Below are 20,125 nucleotides of genomic sequence, written 5' to 3'. Positions count from 1 at the left end.
TCGTGTCAGGTGGCTGCCCGGCTCGCCGCGACGAGGTTGGCGATAACGCTATCGAGCGTCATTGTCCCTTTAATCGCCGACCGGCCTTGGTCGCTGAACTCGATCCAGCCCTCGTTGAAGCCGTCAAGCATCCGGATCCGCGGCAACGGATTTTGCGTACCCTGGGAACGGAAGATCTGCTCCCAGCTCTCGCGCGGCACCGTCTCGACCTTGACCGGGCGCTCCAGCACCGTGGCGAAGGCGCGGGCGAGATCGTTGGGCGAGACGCGGACAGGCCCCTCCAGTTCGATGACCCGCGTCCCGATCCAATTTTCCTGGAGCAGCACGGCGGCCATGCGCCCGACATCTTGCGTCGCGACCATCGGCAACGGCCGGTCGGCCGGTTGCAGGAAGCTGCGCAGCACGCCTTCGTCGCGCGCCAAGGGAATGTCCCAGAGCGCATTCTCCAAGAACCAACCGGGCCTCAGGAAGGTGACCGGAAGCCCGATCCCGTCCAGCGCCTGTTCCATCAACGTGCGCTGGGTCAGCAGGTTCTCGTACGGCGCGTCAGCGCCGATGGTCGACAGGCAGACCACCTTGCCGGGACGCGCCTCGGCCAAGGCAGCGGTCACGGCCGCGATGACGCGCACAGCCTCGGGAAAGCCGGGTTCCGGATCGAACTCGGAGGGCGGCAGGATGAAGACGCCCGCGGCCTCCCTGAAGGCCGAGGCCAGGCTTGCCGCATCGTCCATCTCGGCCAGGGCGACGTCACAGCCGCGACGTCTCCACTCCGCCGCCTTGGCCGCGTCGCGCAGGACAGCGCGGACAGGCAATCCCTCGGCGAGAAGGCTGCGCGCGAGCGCGCCGCCGACCTTGCCGGTTACTCCGGTGATTGCATACATGGTGGTTCTCCAAAACGTTGGTGTTGATCGCCAGGGTTCAGGCGAGCCCGGCATAGAGACCGCGCTCGAACGCGCCGTAGAGCGCGACGACCCGCTCGTCGTAGAAGGGCAGGACCTGGGTGAAGAGCGCGCCGGTGACGTGCTTCACCGGGTCGAGCCAGAAGTAGCAGTTGAGCAGACCTGCCCAGGAGATGCTGCCGGCGGAGCGCCCATTCGGTCCCGGCTGCGTGTTGATGTCGAAGGACAGGCCCCATTTATGCGGCTGTTGCGGGAACTGGTCGAAGCTGCGGGAATAGGACGGCTGCGCCGAGCGCATCTCCTGGACGCTCAACTCGCCGATCTGATTCTGCATCATCATGGCAACCGTCTCCGGACGCAGGATTCGCACGCCATGCAGCGCGCCGCCGTTCAGCAGCGCCTGCAGGAAGGCCACATAGTCCCGCGGCGTCGAGAAGGCACCGCCGCCGCCCATGAAGAACTCCGGCCGTTGCGGCATCTCGAAGGGCGCCGGCTCCAGCCCGCCATCGGCCTGGCGGTTGTGGAAGGTGGCGACGCGCTGTTTCTGCTTAGTGCCGATCAGGAATCCTGAATCCTTCATGCCGAGCGGCGCGAAGATGTTCTCGCGGAAGTAGATTTCGAGCGACTGATCGGACACCGCTTCGACCAGCTTGCCGATCCAGTCCATGCTGATGCCGTATTCCCACCGTTCGCCGGGTTCGAATTCGAGCGGGGCGGTGAAGGCGGCGTTCTTGCAGGTCGCGATGTCGGGCATGCCCGTCACCTTCTCGTAGCGGGTCAGGGCCTCGCTCCAGATCGAGTAGGTGTAGCCGGACGTATGCGTCAGCAGATGGCGCACCTTGATCGCGCGCTTGGCCGGCCGCAGTCGCGGCGTTCCATCCTCGGCAAAGCCGACGAGGACCTGCGGCGAGGCCAGCTCAGGCAGGTATTTCGCCGCGTCGTCGTCCAGATTCAGGCGACCCTGCTCGATCAGCTGCATGCAGGCCGTAGCCGTGAAAGCCTTGGTCATCGACAGCAGCCAGAACACCGTATCGAGCGTCATCGGCGCCCCCGTTGCAGTGTTCGCCTTGCCGAAGGCACCCTCATAGACCATGCCTTTCGGCGTCGCCGCGACGGCGATCACGCCGGCCACGTCGTTCTTCGAAACGCCTTCGCGCAGGGCGGCGTCGATCGCTTTGAATCGCGTCGACGAACCGGCTGGTATTGTCTTGGCCAGAGCGGGGCTGACCGCGTCGAGAGCCAGGATGGCCCCCAGCATTCCGCTGCGCTGAAGCATCGTTCTGCGTGTGAGGTGATTCATGGCTAACTCCTTTCCGGATCGAAGGAAATCCGACCTGCTCAGCCTCTCTCGGCCGGCACTGCGGTGACGCCATGCTTGTACGTCTCGCCATCCAGTGATTCACGCGCATTAAGATCAGTGTTATGATGATAAAAAATCACCACTCTTTGTCATCGGGGTGCAGTGCAAGGGAGATCGAATGGTTTTCGACACGCGGCTTCTCACCGGCGTCGGGGTCCTGGCAGCGGTCACGGAGGCCGGGAACTTCGCCCGTGCCGCGGAGGTGCTCGGCCTGACGCCATCGGGGGTGAGTCGGGCCGTCGCGCGTCTGGAGGCCCGGGTCGGCGTGCGGCTCTTTGATCGCAATCCACGCGAGATCCGTCTGACCGAGGAAGGCCGGCGCTTCCATGCGCAGGTGATGCCGCTGCTCGCAGGCTTGGATGAGGCTGCGGCCGAGGCCGCGGGCGCGGCGGTGGCGGTGCGCGGCCGGCTGCGCGTATCGGTGGACCCGTGGTTCGCACGCACGGTGCTCGCAGGCGGGCTGCAGCGGTTCCTCGCCCGTTATCCGTTGCTCGTGCTGGATTTATTGACCAGCAACTATCGCGAGGAGATGATGAGTGGCGTGGACGTGGCGATACGCTTCGGGCCGCCCGACGCATCGTCCCTTATCGTGCGCAAGCTCCTGGAAGCCCAGATTCTGACGGTTGCGGCGCCGGCCTATCTCGAACGGCACGGCGAGCCGCGATCGCCGCACGACCTCGTCCACCACGAGGCGCTTCTCTTCCGCGATCCCCAGACCGGCCTTCCTTTTCCATGGGAGTTTCACCGAGGCGGGGAGATCGTCGAGGTCAAGATCCCAAGCCGTCTGGTGCTGGATGATCCTTCCGTCGCGGTAACGGCCTGCGTCGCTGGCCAAGGCATTTTCCAAAGCCTCGCCATCGGCCTGGCGCCGTTTCTGGCACGGGGAGACCTCGTGCCGATCCTGCCGGAGTGGTCGGAAGAGCTTTACCCACTCTACGCCTACCACCCATCACGCCATCTGCCACCGGCCAAGGTCAGGGCATTCCTGGATTTTATCCAGGAGATTGCCGTTGGGTTGTAATCGATACCGGAGGCCATCGATGTCGATGGAACTATGGATCGAAGCAGGCAGCGCCACATACGCCGTGCGGGATGCGGTGCTTGCAATGCGCCGCCACCCATCGGGTAGAATAGGCATCCCCGAAAGGCAGTCTATGGGCAAATCTGGCCCTACAAGTCACGCCCGAAAGCCGTTAGACACGTGCCATGAACCAGCACGCCAAGTTCAGGATCGGCCATTCGGCCTGCCCGCATGATTGCCCGTCGACCTGCGCGCTCGAGGTCGAGCTGCTCGATGGGAACCGCATCGGCCGCGTCCATGGCGCCAAGGCCAACAGCTACACGGCCGGTGTCATCTGCGCCAAGGTCGCCCGCTATGCCGACCGCGTCCATCATCCGGACCGGTTGCTGAAGCCGCTGGTGCGGGCGGGCGCCAAGGGCGACGGCGTCTGGAAAGAAGCGAGCTGGGAAGCCGCGCTTGACCTCGTCGCCGAAAGATTTATCGCGGCCGAGGAAAAATATGGCTCGGAGACGGTCTGGCCCTATTACTATGCCGGCACGATGGGGTTGGTGCAGCGCGACGGCATAGACCGGCTGCGCCATGCCAAGAAATATTCCGGCTTCTTCGGCTCGATCTGCACCAATCTGGCCTGGACCGGCTGGATGATGGGGGCGGGCGCCTTGCGTGGACCGGACCCGCGCGAGATGGCGAAATCCGACTGCGTGGTGATCTGGGGCACCAATGCCGTGGTCACGCAGGTCAATGTGATGACCCACGCCATCAGGGCACGCAAGGAACGCGGCGCCAGGATCGTCGTCATCGACGTTTACGAAAACGCGACGATGAAGCAGGCCGATCTCGGCCTGGTGCTCAGGCCCGGCACGGACGGCGCGCTGGCCTGCGCGGTCATGCATGTGCTGTTCAGGGAAGGCCTAGCCGACCGCGCCTATCTGGAAAAATACACCGACGACCCGAAGGGCCTCGAAGAGCATCTGCGGACGCGCACCCCGGAGTGGGCGGCCGATATCACAGGGCTCACCGTCGCCGAGATCGAGGCCTTCGCCCGCCTCGTCGGCACGACCAAGAAAACCTATTTCCGCCTCGGCTATGGTTTTGCGCGCCAGCGCAATGGCTCGGTCAACATGCACGCGGCGGCCTCCATCGCCGCGGTCACCGGCTGCTGGCAATATGAGGGCGGCGGCGCCTTCCACTCGAATTCCGGCATCTTCAAGCTCAACCAGGATGTACTGGAAGGCACGAAGATGCGCGATCCCTCGATCCGCTATCTCGACCATTCGCGCATCGGCCCGGTGCTGACCGGCGCCCCTGACGCGCTCTATGGCGGCCCCCCGGTAACGGCCATGCTGATCCAGAACACCAATCCGGCCAACGTCGCGCCGGAACAGCGGCTGGTGAAGCAGGGTTTCCTGCGCGACGACCTGTTCACCTGCGTGCACGAGCAGTTCATGACCGACACGGCAAAACTCGCCGATGTCGTGCTGCCGGCAACGATGTTCCTTGAGCATGACGACGTCTACAAGGGTGGTGGCAACCAGCACATCACGCTCGGCCCCAAGCTGATCGACCCGCCGGAGGGGCCTCGCACCAACCATTTCGTCATCGAGGAATTGGCCGGGCGCCTTGGCGTCGCGGACCGCCCGGGCTTCGGCCTGACCGAACAGCAGCATATCGACATCATTTTGGGCAAGCGCGGGCTGGGCAGCTTTAACAGCTTGAAGGAAGACAAGTGGGTCGACCTGCAGCCCGATTTCGAGACCGCGCACTTCATCAAGGGCTTTGGCCATGCCGATGGCAAGTTCCGCTTCCGCGCCGACTGGACCGGGCAGGCCGCACCCAACCGGCCGCCTAAGAGCATGGGCCTGTTCGGGCCGGTGGCGCGACTGCCGGAATTTCCCGATCATGTCGACCTGATCGAAGTGGCGGACGAGGCGCATCCGTTCCGGCTGACGACCTCGCCGGCACGCAACTTCCTCAATTCGACCTTTTCGGAGACACCGGTTTCGAAGGCTAAGGAGGGCCGTCCAGAATTGCTTATCCATCCCGACGATGCTGCGGCGCAAGGGTTGACAGATGGCGACCGTGTCGAGGTCGGCAACGGGCGCGGAGAGGTGGTGCTGCACGCAAAGCTGTTCGATGGCATCAAGCGTGGCGTCGTGATCGCCGAAGGTATCTGGCCGAACAGCGCCCATGAACGCGGCGAGGGCATCAACGTGCTGACCGGGGCCGACGCACCGGCGCCCTATGGCGGTGCTGCCTTCCACGACAACAAGGTCTGGCTGCGCAAGGCAAGTTGAGCTGGGCGAAGCCCTGCGGGTCGACTATACCGGCAGGATTTCGGCCGCCTTCTTTCTGTTCTGGCGGTAGCGGATGTCGTCGGCGATCGCCTGGGCTTCGATCCCGATTTCGCGCAGCAATCCGGTCACTGCATTGTGGAAACCAACAAGGTAGAGGCCGAGATCCGAAGCTTGCGCGGTAACGCCACTACGGTCCGGCTGGATGCCTGGCTCGAGAAATCTGGCATAGCCCGGCCGGAAACCGGTCGCGAAGATGATCGCGTCGAATTCGCTGTGTTTGCCGTTGGCAAAACGGGCGCCGCGTTCCGAGATCTCGGCGATATGGGGGGCAATCTTGATCGCGCCCTCGCGGATCTTGCCGATGGTGCCCACGTCGATCACCGGAATGCGCGACGCAATCGCAATCTGTTCCAGCAGTCCCTGTCTCGGCCGTTTAAGCCCATATTTTTCCAGCCTGCCCAGCACCAGGTCGAGGATGATGGGGAAGAGGACGTCATTGAAGCGTTGCGGCCCCAGGCGCGCCGCCATGCCGACCATCTGGATGGGAACGCCTAACAGTTCGCGCGGCACGATATGAACGCCGCCGCGCACGGAAAGCGTCGGCTTTGCGCCGTTTTCCGCCAGATCGAGCGCAATCTCCGCGCCGGTGTTGCCCATGCCGACGACCAACACCGACTGACCGGCAAAAGGCCTGGCATTGCGATAGTCGGCGCTGTGCAGTGTCTTACCGGTGAAGGTGTCTATGCCGGCAAATCCGGGCCGCAAGGGCTCGGCATTGTAGCCTGATGCGATCACCACATGCCTGGACCGCAACGGCCCGGATGTCGCGTCCACACGCCAGCCGTGACCGTCCCGGGTGACGGCTTTGACTGTTTCTCCGAAGCGGGGCTTGAGGTCGAAGCGTTGCGCATAGGCATCGAGATAGTCGGCAAAGAGATCGCGCGGCACATAACGTGGATAGTGCTTCGGGAAGGGCACAAAGGGCAGGGACGAATAGCGCTTGGTCGTGTGCAGGTGGACACGCTCGTAGTGGCGCCGCCGGGCGGGCGCGGCCTGCCGCTCCTTTTCAAAAAGGATGAAGTCGATCCCGGCCTGTCGCAGGCATGCGGCAACGGCCAGGCCCGCCGGCCCGGCACCGATGATCGCAACGGGTGTGGTGTAGTCCAAGCGCGCCTCCCACCTCAATTCGCGTCCGGAGAATGTCAAAAGCATGGCAGGACCTGCCCTGCCGGCAAGGCTCAATCCGGCAACGGCACCGTCAGCCCGACCTTGACGCGGTCCATGGCCACGAAGGTGCGGAATTTCCGGACATTGTTGCTGTCGAAGAACAGTTTTCGCGTCAGCGCCTCATAGGCGCCCATGTCGGCCACGGTGAGGACGAGGATGAAGTCGGCTTCGCCGGTGACGTAGTAGCATTGCTGCACTTCAGGCGTTTCCGAGAATTGCCGCTTGGCGGCGTCGATCAATTCGGTGCGCTCGCTCTCCAGCTCCACCTCGACGAAGATGGTGATGGGCTGGCCGACCGCCGCCGGCTCGACCACGGCGACATTTCCGGCAATGACGCCGGTCTGTTCCATGCGCTTGATGCGGCGCTGCACAGCCGGCGCCGACAGGTTCACCGCTTCGCCAATCAGCCGCTGCGGCGTCGTGTTGTCCCGTTGCAGGATGGCAAGGATGGCGAGATCGAAGCTGTCGAGCGAGGGCGGCGATGCTGGCAAGGGACATATCCTGACGAAACAAACTTGCATTTCGAGGGCCGTATTACAGCGCTCTTTGCGCCGGTCCTGCAATATGTTCTCGCCAGACGCCAAGGAGGCAACCAGTGTTCCTGCTCAATCACAATGCATTGCACCGCCAGCCGCTCGATCCGGTCGATGCCGAAACCCTGGGCATTGCCGGTGCCGACACGGTCGAGCGTTTTCTGGCCCATCGGGACAATCACTTGATAACGCCGCTGCACGCGCTGCCGGCGCTGGCCGCTGAACTCGGCCTCGGTGCATTGCATGTCAAGGATGAGGGCTTTCGCCTCGGCCTCGGCAGCTTCAAGGCACTGGGCGGCGCCTATGCTGTCTTCCGGCTGGTATTGGAAGAGGCCAGCCGGTCGCTTGGCCGGCCAGTCGACGTGGCCGATCTCGATCGTCCCGATGTTCGGGCCGTCGCCGCGACGATGACGGTGGCCTGCGCCACGGACGGCAATCATGGCCGGTCGGTCGCGCAAGGCGCGCAACTCGTCGGTGCCAGGGCGGCGATCTTCGTCCACGCTGGCGTCAGCGATGAACGCATAGCAGCGATCGCCCGCTACGGCGCCGAGATGGTCCGCGTCGACGGCAACTATGATGATTCGGTCAGGCAAGCCGCGCGCGTCGCGGCCGAGAAAGGCTGGACCGTAGTCTCCGACACCTCGTGGCCGGGTTATGAACGCATTCCCGGCTTGGTGATGCAGGGCTATACGACGATCGTGCGCGAAGCGTTGCGCCAGCTCGCCGGACCGCCCACCCACGTATTCGTGCAGGCCGGCGTTGGTGGCATAGCCGCCGCGGTGGCCGGCCATCTGGCCATCGTGCTCGGCGATGCCAGGCCGACCTTCATCGTGGTCGAGCCCGCGCGTGCCGCATGCATCGTCGCAGCCGCAATGGCAGGGCATCCGGTCAAGGTCGCGCACGACCAGCAGACAGTGATGGCTATGCTCGAATGTTACGAGGCCTCGCCGGTTGCCCGGCGCGTGCTGGCGCGTGCCGCCGACGCCTTCATGACCGTGGATGAGGACGACGCCATCGCGGCGATGCGGCGGCTGGCCCAGCCGAGCGCCGGTGATCCGGTGATCGTCGCCGGTGAAAGCGGCGGCGTCGGTCTTGCCGGGCTGATCCGGGCGGTGGCCGACAACAAGGTCGCATTTGGACTCGACGGCCGATCCCGGGTGCTGGTGATCAACACCGAAGGCGCTACCGATCCGCATCGCTATGCCGAGCTGGTTGGCATCAGCCCGGCCGATGTGCTGGCCGGCAAACTGCTTGCCGGAGCGCTGTCGTGATCGCGGTCGACGCGCCGCGCCTGCTTGGCCGTATCCGTGAACTCGGCGCCGTCGGCCGTGATGATCAAAACAGACTAACCAGGCTGGCCGCTTCCGACGCAGACAAGCAGGGCCGCGACCTGTTCGTCGGCTGGCTGCGGCAGGCCGGGCTCGATGTCGCCATCGACCGCGTCGGCAACATCTTCGGCCTCTGGCAAGGCGCGGACAATGCCGGGCAGGCGCCGCTGCTCATCGGCTCGCACATCGATACCGTCATAGACGCCGGCATCTATGACGGTTGCTACGGCGTGCTTGCCGGGGTGGAGGTGGTCGAGACGCTGAAGGCATCCGGCTTTTTGCCGTCGCGCCCGATCGCGGTCGCCGCGTTCACCAACGAAGAGGGCGTGCGCTATACCCCCGACATGATGGGCTCGCTGGTCCATGCCGGCGGCATCGGCGTCGATACCGTGCTTGCGGCTGTCGGCACCGATGGCAGCGTGCTCGGGCAGGAGCTTGCCCGCATCGGCTATGCCGGTGACGAAGCGCCTGGCTTTCTCAAGCCGCACGCCTATCTCGAATTGCATATCGAGCAGGGGCCGGTGCTGGAGCGTGAGGGCGTGCCGATCGGCGCCGTGGAAAATCTGCAAGGCATTTCCTGGCAGCGTGTCACCATCGACGGCGTCGCCAATCATGCCGGCACCACGCCGATGTCGATGCGCTGCGATGCCGGCCATGCCGCGGCCCGGGTCATCACCTTCCTGCGTGACCGGGCCAAGGGTTCGAACGCCCCGACCGTGGCCACCGTGGGCTCGATCCGTTTCGAACCGAATGCCATCAACGTCATTCCCTCGCGCGCCGTCTTCACTGTCGATCTGCGCGATCCCGACGAACAGCGCCTGCGGGCGGAGGAGGCGGCGCTGGCCAGTTATCTCGAGCAGCTTGCTGCCGCCGAGAATGTGACGGTTTCGGTGGAGCGGCTGGCCCGCTTCGAGCCGGTGCTGTTCGACATCCGTATCGTCGAACGGATCGAGGCCGCCGCGAAAAACCGCGGTCTTGGCGCCAAGCGCATGACGTCCGGTGCCGGCCACGATGCGCAGATGATGGCGCGGATCGCGCCGGCAGCGATGATCTTCGTGCCGAGCGCCGGCGGCATCAGCCACAATCCGCGCGAGCATACCGAAGATGCCGAGCTTGTCGCCGGCGCCAACATTCTGCTTGATGTCGTCACCCAACTTGCAAGCTAGGTCAGGAGGGGAAGAAGAATGTCTGAGTTCGATCGTGATGCGCTGAAGCAAGAGATGGTTCTCTGGCGGCGTGACCTGCACGAGCATCCCGAATTCGGCTTCGAGGAAAGGCGCACCGCAGCCTTCGTCGCGGCCAAGCTGCGCGAATTCGGCCTCGACGATGTCGCCGAGGGGGTCGGCGGCACCGGTGTCGTTGGCACGTTGAAGCGAGGCAGCGGCAATCGGGCGATTGCGCTCAGGGCCGACATGGACGCGCTGCGCATTACCGAGCAGTCGGCGGCCGCCTATCGCTCGCAGAACCCCGGCATCATGCATGCCTGCGGCCATGACGGCCACACCACCATGTTGCTCGGTGCGGCAAAATTCTTGGCCAGCGAAGGCGGTTTCGATGGCACGGTGCGCTTCATCTTCCAGCCGGCCGAGGAATGGGGCAGGGGCGCGCTGGCCATGCTCGACGATGGCCTGATGCAGCGCTTTCCCTTCGACGAGATCTTTGGCCTGCACAACATGCCCGGCCTGCCCGTCGGGCATTTCGAGACCCGCACCGGCCCTATCATGTCGGCCGAGGATAATTTCGAGATCGTGCTGAAGGGGCTCGGAGGCCATGCGGCGCGGCCGCATGCGGGGCATGAAACGCTGGTTGCCGCATGCGCACTGGTCACCAATCTGCAAACCATCGTCTCGCGCCGGCTGAGCCCGGCCGACATATCCGTGGTTTCGGTGACCGAGCTGATCACCGACGGCACCCGCAACGCACTGCCCGGTCTTGCCCGCATTCTGGGCGACGCACGCAGCTTCCGTCCCGAGGTGAGCGCCGAGATCGAGCGGCAGATGCGCATCATCGCCGAGGGCATCGCCGCCGCATACAATGTCGCCGCCGAGGTCAAGTACAGCCGCGAATTCGTGCCGCTGCGCAACGATGCCCAACTGGTGGAGCAGGCCTTTGCCGCAGCAAAAAGCGTCTTCGAGCCCGGCAAGATCGCCGTCGCCCGCGAGCCGATGACCGGCTCGGAGGATTTCGCTCGGTTCCTCGACCATGTGCCTGGCTGCTTCGTCTTCCTTGGCAATGGTGAAGCCTCCGCGCCGCTGCACAATTCCAGCTACGACTTCAACGATGACGGGCTGTTGTTCGGCACGAACTTCCATGTCGCGGTGGTCAGGCAACGTCTCGAATCCAGCAGATGATGGCGGTTTGATCGCTACGCCGCGCTCGCCGTTGGCCCAACCTGACTCAGAAAGGGGTGGGCAATCACAACCGCCATGACGTGGGGGCAAGACTCAGCTATCCTCCGCTGTGCGGCGGACCTGATATCCGCTCGGCCGGCGCCTTCACCTCCCAAGCGGCGCCGGCCTTCTTCCCGAAGCGGCCTCGTTGCTGACGCTAAATTAGCGAAAGTTAAATTTAGAGTTTTTGGACTTGCGGGAAATTAGGATTTCTCTGGCATGACCCGGGCATGCCTTCTGGGGTTTTGGCAGGAAGACCAATGCGTGGGCGTGGATGGATCAAGGCGTTGCGCCAGGACGAGGCCCGGCAGGTGCGTGCGCGCATTGCCGAACTGGAGCGCGACCTGATGGCGGCCACACCTCAGGGACGTCATCGGCGGTTTGAAGCCGGACACGAACTTCGCAATGCAAAGTTCCGCTTGGAGCGTCTCGAGGAATGCATCGCCCAGATACCGGAACGGGCTGAGCATTAGCGGCGGTCATTGCGGCTCTCGATCATCATCACGCAGCCTGGATACTCGGCGAGGGAACCAAATGCCGTCCCCTCGGGTTGGTCCTGTTCCAATGGAGTATGCAACCATGTTTCGTCTGCTTATCGCCGGCGCTTTGGCCTATGTCACGTACCGCATCACCCGGCAGATGATCGACGACGTGCCCGATACAATCGACCCGCTGCTGCTTCCGCCATCGCAATATGATCGTGAAGCTTTGCGCCGGCAGTCGGCGGCGATGGGGGTCGATCCCCAACGCTAGGGGCGATCTGTCGGCCCCGAGTCTGCGCGAGTAGATCCTCGCATCGACGTTGCGAACAAAGCAGAAACGATGCTTGATGGGCGATGAACCTCGCCACCCCTGATTCGTCCTTTCGGGAGCCGACCGTCCAGCCGGCCTATCTTGGCCGGCTCAACGATGCCCAACGCCAGGCCGTCGAGCACGGCGACGGCAAGATCGGCGGACCGCTGCTGGTCATCGCCGGGGCCGGTTCGGGCAAGACCAACACGCTGGCGCACCGCGTCGCCCATCTGATCGTCAGGGGTGCCGACCCGCGCCGCATCCTTCTGATGACCTTTTCGCGCCGCGCCGCATCCGAAATGGCCAGGCGCGTCGAGCGTATCGCCGGCGAGGTGCTCGGCCGCGACGCCGCGGTGATCGCGGATGCGCTGACCTGGGCCGGCACCTTTCACGGCATCGGCGCGCGGCTGCTGCGCGACTATGCGCTGGAGATCGGCCTTGACCCGGCCTTCACCATCCATGACCGCGAGGATTCCGCCGACCTGATGAACCTGGTGCGGCACGAGCTGGGATTTTCGAAGACGGAAGCGCGCTTTCCGACCAAGGGCACCTGCCTTGCCATCTATTCACGTGCCGTCAATGCGCAGGCTCCGCTTAACGAGGTGTTGGGGTCCGCCTTCCCCTGGTGCGTTGGCTGGGCGGAGCAGCTGAAGCAGCTGTTCGCCGGTTATGTCGAAGCCAAGCAGGCGCAGAATGTGCTCGATTACGACGATTTGCTGCTCTACTGGGCGCAGATGGCGGCCGAGCCTGAAATAGCGGCGCATCTGGGCGGGCGTTTCGACCATGTGCTGGTCGATGAATACCAGGACACCAACCGGCTGCAGGCGTCGATCCTCATGGCGCTGAAACCTGACGGCGCCGGGCTGACGGTGGTCGGCGACGATGCGCAGTCGATCTATTCATTCCGTGCCGCCGAGGTGCGCAACATCCTCGATTTCCCGAAACAGTTCGCGCAGGCCGCCGATGTGGTGATGCTGGAACGCAACTATCGCTCGACCGAAACCATCCTGGCCGCCGCCAATGCGGTGATCGGCGAGGCTTCGGAGCGCTTCACGAAGAACCTGTGGTCGGAGCGCAAATCATCCGACAAGCCAAGACTGGTGACCGTGCGCGACGAGGTCGAGCAGGCCAACTTCGTCTGCGACGCCATCCTGGCCGAGCGCGAGGCCGGCACGGCGTTGAAATCACAGGCGGTGCTGTTTCGCGCCTCGCACCACAGCGGCCCGCTGGAGATCGAACTGACGCGGCGCAACATTCCCTTCGTCAAGTTCGGCGGCCTGAAGTTCCTCGATGCCGCTCATGTCAAGGATGTGTTGGCGGTGCTGCGTTTTGCCGAAAACCCGCGCGACCGTGTCGCCGGATTCCGTGTGCTGCAGCTCATGCCGGGCATCGGCCCTTCGGCTGCCGCGCAGATCGTCGAGACGATGACGTCGGCGCTGGACGAGGCGATGGGCCTTGCCGGCTGGCGCCCGCCGCAACGCGCGGCGGACGACTGGCCGGGTTTTGTCGCGCTTTATTCCGGTCTGCGAGCCGGCGCCAAATGGCCGGCCGACCTCGAACAGGTCAGGCTGTGGTACGAGCCGCATCTGGAACGCATCCACGAGGACGCGACGACCAGGCGCGCGGACCTTTTGCAGCTCGAGCAGATCGGCTCGGGCTATGCCTCGCGCGAACGGTTTCTCACCGAACTGACGCTCGACCCGCCGGACGCCACCAGCGATCAGGCCGGCCCGCCGCATCGCGACGAGGACTATCTGATCCTGTCGACCATCCACTCGGCCAAGGGCCAGGAATGGAAGAATGTCTTCGTGCTCAACACGGTCGACGGCTGCATTCCGGCCGATCTCGGCGTCGGCACCAAGGAAGATATCGACGAAGAGCGCCGCCTGCTCTACGTGGCGATGACAAGGGCCAAGGACAATCTCAGCCTGGTCATGCCGCAGCGCTTCTTTCCGCACGGCCAGGCGGCACGAGGCGACCGCCACCTCTATGCCTCGCGCACCCGTTTCATCCCGGCCTCTATCCTCCCCGCGTTCCAGCAGATGTCGTGGCCGAGCGCGCAAGCGGCACAGGGCAGGGCGCCGCGGCCCGAGGTGCGCGTCGACATTGGCGCGCGCATGCGCGGCATGTGGAAATAGTCGCAAGGGATAGCGCGATGTCCCAACCGCCGATCAGGATCGCCATCGCCGGGGCGCTGGGCCGCATGGGCCGCCAGATGGTGGATGCCGTCCAGGCCGATCCGCGGCTGGCGCTCGTCGCCCGTTTCCACCGGCCGGGCATCGTTGGCGAAGGGCTGGTGAGCCGCGACGAGGCGCTTGCCATGGCCGACGTGGTGATCGATTTCACCACGCCGGCGGCATCGGCTGATCTGGCCAGGTTTTGTGCTGGCCGAGGCGGGCCAGCACTGGTCATAGGCTCGACCGGTTTCGACGCTGCTGAATTGGCCACCATCGCCGATGCCGCGAAAACCATCGCCATCGTGCGCTCCGGCAGCTTTTCGCTCGGGCTCAACATGCTGGTTGGATTGGTCGAGCAGGCGGCGAGAGCACTCGACCGCGATGACTGGGATGTCGAGATTGTCGAGGCCCATCATCGCCACAAGATCGATGCACCCTCGGGGACGGCGCTGATGCTTGGGCAAGCCGTGGCTGGCGGTCGCGGCATCGAACTGGGCACCGTCGCAAGGCGCGCCCGCGACGGCCTCACCGGCGCGCGGGCGGCAGGCGAAATCGGCTTCGCGGTGCTACGCGGCGGCAGCATCGTCGGCGAGCACGGCGTCAGCTTCTGTGCCGAGGGCGAGACCGTGACCCTGTCGCATTCAGCCGGAGATCGCATCATGTTCGCCCGCGGCGCCATCGCGGCGGCTCTTTGGGTGGCGGGCCGTGTACCCGGCGAATATGACATGCGCGACGTGCTGGCATTGAACGCCTAGGTTTGCGGTAACTTTCCCGGTTGCCTTGAAAGGTGGCTGAAAGGTTGGTGACCTAAGTGTTGACGGGCGCCCCCATATTGTCGCGGAAAGCGATGGGAGAGAGAGGGGCGCGGGAAACGAACAAAGGGAAGAGGCCATGTCGCTCGCGCGAATTCTGCTCGATTCAGCCGCCACAACCGCACTCGTCGCCACCATGGCCTTGTCAGCGCCGTCCGCACGCGCCGACGAAAAGATCTCCATCATGGTGGGTGGCTACGAAAAGCAGATCTACCTGCCCGCCAAGCTGGCGGAAGCGCTCGGCTACTTCAAGGACGAAGGTCTCGATGTCGAGCTGCTGAACGAACCGGCCGGCGTCGATGCGGAGAATGAGATGCTTGCCGGGGCCGTGCAAGGGGTGGTCGGTTTCTATGACCACAGCATCGACCTGCAGGCGAAAGGTAAATTCGTCGAATCCGTCGTCCAGTTCAGCCAGGCGCCTGGTGAAGTCGAGCTTGTTTCGACCAAGCATCCCGAGATCAAGTCGCCCGCCGACTTCAAGGGCATGAGCCTTGGCGTCACCGGCCTCGGCTCCTCGACAAACTTCCTGACGGAATATCTTGCCGTCAAGAACGGGCTGAAGCTCGGCGAATTTACCTCGGTTCCGGTCGGCGCCGGCAATACCTTCATCGCAGCCATGCAGCAGGACAAGATCCAGGCCGGCATGACGACCGAACCGACGATCACTCGGTTGCTGAAGACCGGCGAAGCGTCCGTTCTTATCGACATGCGCACGATTGAAGGCACCAAGGCCGCGCTCGGCGGCACCTACCCGGCTGCCTCCCTTTACATGCAGACGGACTGGGTCGACGCGCACAAGGATACGGTGCAGAAACTGGCGAATGCCTTCGTCAAGACACTGAAGTTCATCAACACCCATAGCGGCGCGGAAATCGCCGACAAGATGCCGAAGGACTACTATGTCGGCGACAAGGAAGGTTATGTGAAGGCGCTGGACGCCGGCAAGGCGATGTTCACTGCCGATGGGGTCATGCCCGAAGGCGGGCCGGAAACGGTGCTGACAGTGCTGTCGGCCTTCAAAAAGGACCTGCAAGGCAAGCAGATCGACCTTTCCAAGACCTACACCACGGAATTCGTCAAAAACGCCAAGTAGCCGACCCGTGCCGGCGCGAACGCATCGCGCCGGCCGCCGTCCGTTTTTCACGTTGGGTGACGCCCGGCCACCGGGCGGCTGCTCGATTTTGGAGTTGCTTGACCATGGCTACCGAAAAGACTGTTCCGGCGATTGAACTGATCAATGTCAGTCGGCGGTTCTTATCGCCCACTGGCAAATCGCTAACGGCACTGCGCGACTTCACCTTGACGGTCGAGCGCGGCGAATTCGTCGCCGTCGTCGGTCCGACCGGCTGCGGAAAGTCGACCACCCTCAACCTGATCACCGGGTTGGCCAGCCCAAGTGCCGGCGAGGTTCGCGTCATGGGTGGTCCGGTCAAGGGAATAGACCCGCGTATCGGCTTCGTATTCCAGACCGACGCCCTGTTCCCCTGGCGTACGGTGATCGAGAACGTCATGGCCGGGCCGCTGTTCCGCGGCAAGCCCAGGCCGCACGCCCAGGCCTCGGCACGCGACTGGCTTTCGCGTGTCGGCCTGTCTCGGTTCGAGCAGCACTATCCACACCAGCTTTCTGGCGGCATGCGCAAGCGCGTGGCGCTCGCCCAGACCTTCATCAACGGCCCCGAGATCCTGCTCATGGACGAACCGTTTTCCGCGCTCGACGTGCAGACACGCGTTCTCATGCACGAGGAGCTGTTGCGCCTCTGGTCCGAGGCCAAGGCATCCGTGGTCTTCGTCACCCACGATCTCGAAGAGGCGATTGCGCTGGCCGACAAGGTCTATGTGCTGACCGCCGGGCCGGCCACTGTGAAGTCGGTCTACACGATCGACCTGCCGCGCCCGCGCGTGGTCGCCGATATCCGCTACGAGCAGAGCTTCATCGATTACTCGCGCACCATCTGGGCCGACCTCAAGGAAGAGGTCGAGACCAGCTACGCGCGCGCCGCTGCCTGAGGAGGAACGCCATGACCGACGCCACCATGGACATCAGTTCAAGAGCTTTCAGGCCGGGCACCTCCGATGCGGAAATCGAAGCGGCCGCCGCGAAGACGGCAAGGCATCGGCGGCGCACCGTGATGTTCTGGCGTGTCGCCATCCTCGTCGCCTTCCTGGTTCTGTGGGAAGTCGCCGCCCGTCTCGCCTGGATCGATCCGTTCTTCTACGCAATGCCAAGCGCGATCGCGTTGCGGCTCTATGAGTGGATCACGGAAGGAACGTCCGAGGGGCCGCTCTGGTATCATCTCTATGTTACCATGGAGGAGGCGGTCATCGGCTTCGTGACCGGCTCGGTTGCCGGTATCATCATCGGCGTCGCGCTCGGCCGCAACCGGATGGCTGCCGACATTTTCTCGATCTACATCAAGGTGATCAATTCCATTCCGCGCGTGGTTCTGGCACCGATCTTCATCATGATCCTCGGCCTTGGCCTCGCTTCGAAAGTGGCGCTTGCCTTCGTGATGGTTTTCTTCGTTGTCTTCCACAACGCCTTTCAGGGCGTGCGGGAAGCCGACAGGGCAATGATAGCCAATGCCCGCATCCTGGGCGCATCCAACTGGCAATTGACCCGCTCGGTGATTGTCCCTTCGGCGATGAGCTGGATCTTCGCCAGCCTGCATGTCAGCTTCGGCTTTGCCATCATCGGCGCGATCGTCGGCGAGTTCGTCGGCTCGCGCTATGGCATCGGTCTGCTGATCAACATCGCCAAGGGATCCTTTGACGCGGCCGGCATGTATGCTGCGATCGTCATCGTCATGGTGGTGGCGCTCGGTGCCGAATATCTGATGACGATGGTCGAGGATCGCCTGGCAAAATGGCGTCCCCAGCCACTGCATGAGACGCAGTGAGCGGCGACAGACCTAGCTGTCCGCCAGCGGCAGCCTTACCTCAACCACCAGACCGCCGGTCGCGCCATCCCCTAGGGTGACGCGGCCGCCAGCATTTTCGACGACCTCACGTACGATGGCAAGACCAAGCCCGCTGCCTTCCTCGGTCGAACCGGCGATGCGGTAAAAGCGCTCGAAAACATGGTCTCGCTCGTCCACCGGAATGCCGGGCCCGTCGTCGGCGACAGTCAGCACGGCTTCGCCATCGACGGCCGCCAGCTTGACTGTGACGGTGCCGCCGACTGCCGAATAGCGCAGCGCGTTGTCGACGAGGTTGACGATCATCTCGCGCAGCATCGTGCCGTCGCCGATGACCGACACAGGGCCGGCCTCCTCGAGGCCGAGATCGATATTGCGGCTGATCGCTGTCGGCGCCTGCGTTTCCAGCACATGGCGGGCAGCCTCGGTCAGGTCGATGCGGTCGGCGCGTGGCCGCCTGCTACCTGGTTCCGCGCGGGACAGGGTCAGCAGCTGTTCGGCCAACCGTGCCAGCCGGCCGGAACTGGCCTGCAGCGCCACCAAGGCTTCCTGACGCGCGTCAGCCGCACTTTCACGCAGCGCGTAGCTTGCCTGTGTCGACAGCAACGCCAGCGGTGTGCGCAACTGGTGCGCCGCATTGGCGATGAAGCGGCGCTGGGCCGCCATCTGTGCCCGCACGCGCTCCATATAGGCGTTCAGTGCATCGATCAGCGGGCGGATCTCGCTTTGAGCCCCCGGCACTTCGACCGGATCGAGCTCGCTGCGGTTTGGCGAACGCACCGCGTCGCGCAACCGGATCAGTGGCGCGAGGCCGCGATGCAGCCCCAGCAGAACGAACAAGCCGGCAATCGCCACCAGCGCCAGCTGCTGGGTAAAGGCGCTCAGCCAGAGCCGTCTCACCATCGCGTCATGGCCGGCGAGCGTAACGCCCACGGTGACCGTTATAGGGGAATCGGCACCGGCACCGATCACGGCATGGCTGAGGGTCAGAAGCCGCAACGGGTGGTCGCGATAGCTGGCCCCGACGCTGGCGTGCCCGGGCGCTGCGGGCAAGTCCGGATAGCCCGTCAGCAGCCGCCCTCCGGCAGCCTTGACCTGGTAGTAGACGCTGTCGCGATCGCCGGTATCGAACATCTCGATCGCCGCCGGCGGTATCGTGGCGTCGAGCACGCCGTCGGTGACGGCGGCACGCTCGGCAATGGCGCGTGCCGAGCCCATCAGCATGCGATCGGTGACGAGATCCGCGGTTGCCAGCGCGTTGCGGTGGCTGGTCCACAGATTGATGGTGGCGAGCCCGACGAGAGGCAATACCACCCAGGCCAGAAGCTGCAAGCGAAGGCTGTTAATCCTCATGGCGCAGGAGATAGCCGAGGCCGCGTAGCGTGACGATGCGGACCCGCGAGCCTTCCAGTTTCTTGCGCACACGGTGCACATAGATCTCGATGGCGCTGGGGTCGGCATCGGTCTCGAAATCGTAGATTGCCGCCGACAATGCCGCCTTGCTCACCGTGCGCCCGGCCTTGACCATCAACTGCTCCAGCACGGCATGCTCGCGCGGCGTCAGCGCCAGCGTTTCGCCCGCGAGCGAAAACAGCCGCGTGTTGGTGTCGAAGACGAGATCGCCGCACGAAACGACAGGCGCTGTGCGGTCGTTGGCGCGTCGTAGCTGGGCTCGGATGCGCGCCTCGAGTTCCTCGATCTGGAAGGGTTTCGCCAGATAGTCATCGGCCCCCTCGTTGAGGCCCTTGACCCTGCCGTCGAGGCTGGCATTCGCGGTCAGCACGATGACCGGCACACGGTTGCCGCGCGCCCGCAGTAGGCGCAGCACCTCCAGCCCGCCCATGCGCGGCAGCGCAAGGTCGAGGATGACAAGCGCATGGTCGCCGGCGGCCAGCGCGTGCTCGACATCCTCGCCATCATGGACGATGTCGACGACATAGTTCGCCTGGCGCAAGGTCTTGCCTAGCCAATCCGCCAGTTCGCGATTGTCCTCGACAAGCAGCAGCCGCATTTTCTATCGCTGTCCTGGGATGCAAGTCACCCGGAAATCTGTCCGTTCCTTCGACCGGCATAGCCAGGTCGCGTCCGATTGATGATCGTGCACAATCGATAATATCGATCCAGCCACAAGGCAAATGCGCCCATCGTCGTTTCCGACCCCGTGGATTGCCGTCTCCAGACGCGACAGGTTCGAAGCTCAAAAATAAGCGGGGTTATCGTCCCGGCGGATTTCGGGCTCGCGCAATTCATGCCGTTCGATGCTCTGAAAAAAGTGCCAGAACCGGTCTGTCGCCGCAAATCGAACCGATCGGTTCGTTTTCTGTTGACGGACCGTCCAGTACGTGGTGAACGCCGGCTTAGTGAATGGCTACGCCAC

At 64.1% G+C, this 20,125-nt stretch carries 18 protein-coding genes; 12 read left to right on the top strand and 6 right to left on the bottom strand.

What is annotated here, in order from left to right; translation table 11 throughout:
- Window positions 1–5: 5 nt before the first annotated feature.
- Complete coding sequence (locus AC56QQ_RS22830; protein ID WP_489860672.1) at window positions 6–881, bottom strand: NmrA family NAD(P)-binding protein; 876 nt, start codon at window positions 879–881, stop codon at window positions 6–8.
- Window positions 882–918: 37 nt separating this feature from the next.
- Window positions 919–2,199: a serine hydrolase domain-containing protein gene (locus AC56QQ_RS22825; RefSeq protein ID WP_489860673.1), complete on the bottom strand. Its 1,281-nt coding sequence runs from the start codon at window positions 2,197–2,199 to the stop codon at window positions 919–921.
- Between the two features lie 178 nt (window positions 2,200–2,377).
- Between AC56QQ_RS22825 and AC56QQ_RS22820 the strand changes: the two genes are divergently transcribed.
- Window positions 2,378–3,280 (top strand): LysR family transcriptional regulator, encoded by a 903-nt coding sequence (locus AC56QQ_RS22820; protein ID WP_489860674.1) that lies wholly within the window; start codon window positions 2,378–2,380, stop codon window positions 3,278–3,280.
- A gap of 185 nt (window positions 3,281–3,465) precedes the next feature.
- Window positions 3,466–5,574, top strand: a complete 2,109-nt coding sequence (locus AC56QQ_RS22815) for a molybdopterin-containing oxidoreductase family protein (protein WP_497123465.1) — start codon at window positions 3,466–3,468, stop codon at window positions 5,572–5,574.
- Between the two features lie 24 nt (window positions 5,575–5,598).
- On the opposite strand, the gene AC56QQ_RS22810 is transcribed toward AC56QQ_RS22815, so the two are convergent.
- On the bottom strand, window positions 5,599–6,741 hold the full coding sequence (locus AC56QQ_RS22810; RefSeq protein ID WP_497123464.1) for a flavin-containing monooxygenase: 1,143 nt from the start codon (window positions 6,739–6,741) through the stop codon (window positions 5,599–5,601).
- Window positions 6,742–6,812: 71 nt separating this feature from the next.
- On the bottom strand, window positions 6,813–7,292 hold the full coding sequence (locus tag AC56QQ_RS22805) for an Lrp/AsnC family transcriptional regulator (protein WP_091577249.1): 480 nt from the start codon (window positions 7,290–7,292) through the stop codon (window positions 6,813–6,815).
- Window positions 7,293–7,396: 104 nt separating this feature from the next.
- Here AC56QQ_RS22805 and AC56QQ_RS22800 point away from each other — a divergent pair, with 104 nt between their 5' ends.
- The 10 genes from AC56QQ_RS22800 (at window position 7,397) to AC56QQ_RS22755 (ending at window position 17,730) form a co-directional block, all read left to right on the top strand.
- Window positions 7,397–8,605: a diaminopropionate ammonia-lyase gene (locus AC56QQ_RS22800; RefSeq protein ID WP_497123463.1), complete on the top strand. Its 1,209-nt coding sequence runs from the start codon at window positions 7,397–7,399 to the stop codon at window positions 8,603–8,605.
- Window positions 8,602–9,828 (top strand): Zn-dependent hydrolase, encoded by a 1,227-nt coding sequence (locus AC56QQ_RS22795; RefSeq protein WP_497123462.1) that lies wholly within the window; start codon window positions 8,602–8,604, stop codon window positions 9,826–9,828. The genes AC56QQ_RS22800 and AC56QQ_RS22795 overlap by 4 nt, the downstream gene beginning before the upstream one ends.
- 18 nt (window positions 9,829–9,846) lie before the next feature.
- The gene (locus AC56QQ_RS22790) at window positions 9,847–11,013 is read left to right on the top strand and encodes a M20 aminoacylase family protein (protein ID WP_497123461.1); all 1,167 of its coding nucleotides are present in this window, start codon (window positions 9,847–9,849) and stop codon (window positions 11,011–11,013) included.
- Window positions 11,014–11,312: 299 nt separating this feature from the next.
- A complete protein-coding gene (locus tag AC56QQ_RS22785) occupies window positions 11,313–11,525 on the top strand; it encodes a hypothetical protein (protein WP_091577256.1) in 213 nt (70 codons plus the stop codon).
- Window positions 11,526–11,631: 106 nt separating this feature from the next.
- Complete coding sequence (locus tag AC56QQ_RS22780) at window positions 11,632–11,805, top strand: hypothetical protein (RefSeq protein WP_489860680.1); 174 nt, start codon at window positions 11,632–11,634, stop codon at window positions 11,803–11,805.
- Between the two features lie 83 nt (window positions 11,806–11,888).
- On the top strand, window positions 11,889–13,982 hold the full coding sequence (locus AC56QQ_RS22775; RefSeq protein WP_497123460.1) for an ATP-dependent helicase: 2,094 nt from the start codon (window positions 11,889–11,891) through the stop codon (window positions 13,980–13,982).
- A gap of 17 nt (window positions 13,983–13,999) precedes the next feature.
- Window positions 14,000–14,776: a 4-hydroxy-tetrahydrodipicolinate reductase gene (gene dapB, locus AC56QQ_RS22770; RefSeq protein WP_497123459.1), complete on the top strand. Its 777-nt coding sequence runs from the start codon at window positions 14,000–14,002 to the stop codon at window positions 14,774–14,776.
- A gap of 193 nt (window positions 14,777–14,969) precedes the next feature.
- Window positions 14,970–15,926: an ABC transporter substrate-binding protein gene (locus tag AC56QQ_RS22765; protein WP_497129095.1), complete on the top strand. Its 957-nt coding sequence runs from the start codon at window positions 14,970–14,972 to the stop codon at window positions 15,924–15,926.
- A 104-nt stretch (window positions 15,927–16,030) separates the two neighbouring features.
- On the top strand, window positions 16,031–16,840 hold the full coding sequence (locus tag AC56QQ_RS22760; RefSeq protein ID WP_497123458.1) for an ABC transporter ATP-binding protein: 810 nt from the start codon (window positions 16,031–16,033) through the stop codon (window positions 16,838–16,840).
- Between the two features lie 11 nt (window positions 16,841–16,851).
- On the top strand, window positions 16,852–17,730 hold the full coding sequence (locus AC56QQ_RS22755) for an ABC transporter permease (protein WP_497123457.1): 879 nt from the start codon (window positions 16,852–16,854) through the stop codon (window positions 17,728–17,730).
- Window positions 17,731–17,742: 12 nt separating this feature from the next.
- Here AC56QQ_RS22755 and AC56QQ_RS22750 read toward each other — a convergent pair whose 3' ends face one another.
- Window positions 17,743–19,101, bottom strand: a complete 1,359-nt coding sequence (locus tag AC56QQ_RS22750) for a sensor histidine kinase (protein ID WP_497123456.1) — start codon at window positions 19,099–19,101, stop codon at window positions 17,743–17,745.
- Window positions 19,091–19,759: a response regulator gene (locus AC56QQ_RS22745; RefSeq protein WP_497123455.1), complete on the bottom strand. Its 669-nt coding sequence runs from the start codon at window positions 19,757–19,759 to the stop codon at window positions 19,091–19,093. Before AC56QQ_RS22745 ends, AC56QQ_RS22750 begins: the two co-directional genes overlap by 11 nt.
- Window positions 19,760–20,125: the final 366 nt, after the last annotated feature.

Source organism: Mesorhizobium sp. RCAM 05099 (genome assembly GCF_059683685.1).
This window is presented reverse-complemented; position numbering and strand designations above follow the sequence as displayed.